The organism is Methylobacterium sp. WL116 (genome assembly GCF_008039455.1).
Taxonomy (GTDB): domain Bacteria; phylum Pseudomonadota; class Alphaproteobacteria; order Rhizobiales; family Beijerinckiaceae; genus Methylobacterium.
On the sequence record NZ_VRUV01000601.1, the window covers coordinates 1 to 2526 of the forward strand.

Consider the following 2526-nt stretch of genomic DNA (forward strand, 5'->3'; position numbering starts at 1 on the left):
CCCCATGAGCGAGCCGTCCGCCGTCGCCCGAGCCGCCGCGGCTTCGGTGGAAACCGGCCGAAGCGGCAAGGGGCGGCGGCAGCCGCCTCGCCCGGCCCGGCTCAGCCCTCCTTGAAGCCGTATTCCGGCACGCCGTCCTCGCTGCCGTAATACTTGTACGGCAGGAACTTGCCGGACATGCCGAGCTTCACGCGGTCGCCCTTGTTGTTGGCCTCGCGCTCCATGGTCATGTTGAAGTCGATCGCCGACATGATGCCGTCGCCGAACTCCTCCTGGATCAGTTCCTTGAAGGTGGTGCCGTAGACCATCACCAGCTCGTAGAAGCGGTAGATCAGCGGATCGGTCGGCGGCATCGACGGGATCGAGCCGCGATAGGGCGCCTGGTTGAGCATCCGCTCCTCGGATTCGGTGAGCCCGAACAGCGCGGCGGCCTTGGCGGCCTGCGCCTTCGGCAGCTTCATCTGGCCCATGCAGGCGGCGGTGATCAGGATCGGCGAGAGCCCGCCGATCTCGTCCTGGATGTACTTCCAGGTCCAGCCCTTGTCGCGCTTGATGTCGAGGAGCTTCTCGGTGAGGTCTTCGCGCTTCATGGTCGGCACTCCGGCAGGTTGTGAGATCGGTCGCGCCCCGCCGCGTGGTCTGCCGGCGGGGCGCGCTCGAGCGAGGCTTGCGCAAGCGATGTGCCAGCTGGGTCGTTGCGAAGAACCGCCGCGGGAGCAGCGACTTGGCCTAAGGATGATCAGCTACGAGATCTCGTGCCCGACGAGATCTCGTGGTATGACCACGAAGTCTCGTAGCGAGACGGGTGCGTTGGGGCCGACATGATCGAGGATTTCGGGCCGGTCTTCGAGCAGCACCGGGAGGCGATGCTGGTGCTGGAGCCCGAGGCCGACCGGATCGTCGACGCCAACCCGGCCGCAGCGCGCCTGCTCGGCTACGACCGCGCGGCGCTCCGCAGGATCACGGCGAGCGCGCTGCATCCGGGCCAGCGGCCCGCGCTGGTGGTGTTCACGCAGGGCGCCTTCGCCAAGGGGCAATGGTGGTCGCGGACGCTGGAGCCGCGCCACGCGGACGGCCGCGGGCTGCGCCTCGAATACGCCGCGAGCCCGCTCGCGGGCGACCCGCTGCGGCTTCTCCTGACGCTCTCCGATCTCGAGGCGCGCCGTCGGCGGGCGGTCGACGGGCAGGCCGACGACCACATGCGCGCCGGCATCGCCGAGTGGCAGCGGATGGAGCGCATCTTCCGCGACATCGAGCGCGGGAACCAGCTGATCCTGCGGGCCGCCGGCGAGGGCATCTACGGCGTCAACGCCGATGGGGCGACCACCTTCGTCAACCCGGCCGCCGAGCGCATGCTCGGCTGGCGGGCCGCCGACCTCGTCGGCAAGGACATGCACGCCACCGTGCACCACACCCGCTCCGACGGCGCGCATTACCCGCACCGCGACTGCCCGATCTACGCGGCCTTCCGCGACGGCGCGGTGCGCCAGGTCGACGACGAGGTGTTCTGGCGGCGCGACGGCACCGCGTTCCCGGTGGCGTACACCTCGACGCCGATCCGGGATCGCGGGCGTCTGCTCGGCGCCGTCATCGTGTTCCGCGACATCAGCCAGCGGCGCGAGGCCGAGGAACGGCTGCGCAGCGCGCTCGCCGAGGTCGATTCCCTGCGCGAGCGGCTGGAGCTGGAGAACGCCTACCTGAAGGAGGAAATCCGGCTGGAGCGCCACCACCAGGGCATCATCGGCCGTTCCCCCGCCATCGCGGCGACGTTGCGCCAGATCGACCTCGTGGCCGGCACCGACGCCACCGTGCTGATCACCGGCGAGTCCGGCACCGGCAAGGAGCTGATCGCCCGCGCGATCCACGAGGCCAGCCGGCGGCGCGACCGGCCGATGATCCGCGTGAACTGCGCCGCGGTGCCGCGCGAGCTGTTCGAGAGCGAGTTCTTCGGCCATGCCCGCGGCGCGTTCACCGGTGCGCTGCGCGATCGCGTCGGGCGCTTCGAACTCGCCGACGGCGGCACGCTGTTCCTCGACGAGGTCGGCGAGATCCCGCTCGATCTCCAGGGCAAGCTGCTGCGGGTGCTGCAGGAGCGCTCGTTCGAGCGCGTCGGCGAGGAGCGCACGCGCGCCGTCGACATCCGCCTCGTCGCCGCCACCAACCGCGACCTGCGGGAGGAGGTGCGCCGCGGCCGGTTCCGCGAGGACCTGTACTTCCGCCTCAACGTCTTCCCGCTGGCCGCGAGCCCGCTCCGCGAGCGCCCCGAGGACATCGCGCCGATCGCCCAGCACGTCCTGACGGGGGCCGCACGCCGCCTGAACATCCCCGAGCCGCGGCTGACCGAGGGCGACGTGCGCCGGCTCGCCCGCTACGCCTGGCCCGGCAACGTGCGCGAGCTGGAGAACGTGATCGAGCGCGCCGCCATCCTCGCCGTCCGCGGCCGCCTGCGCTTCGACCTGCCCGAATCCGAACGGCGCGAATCCGAACGGCCCGATCCCGCGGGCCCCGTCGACGCGACGCCGCCGG

Annotated in this window: 2 protein-coding genes; one reads left to right on the forward strand and one right to left on the reverse strand. The window is 71.3% G+C overall.

Features of this window, described 5'->3' with window-relative positions; all coding sequences use genetic code 11:
- Positions 1-101: 101 nt before the first annotated feature.
- On the reverse strand, positions 102-590 hold the full coding sequence (gene cynS, locus FV223_RS25085) for a cyanase (RefSeq protein ID WP_147729500.1): 489 nt from the start codon (positions 588-590) through the stop codon (positions 102-104).
- 231 nt (positions 591-821) lie between these two features.
- Between cynS and FV223_RS25090 the strand changes: the two genes are divergently transcribed.
- The coding region (locus FV223_RS25090) for a sigma 54-interacting transcriptional regulator (protein ID WP_147729501.1) at positions 822-2526 on the forward strand (1705 nt) is incomplete at its 3' end.

What these genes read in the sequence shown, in the direction of transcription:
- cynS (WP_147729500.1), bottom strand. Translation starts at nt 590, where the DNA reads ATGAAGCGCGAAGACCTCACCGAGAAGCTCCTCGACATCAAGCGCGAC.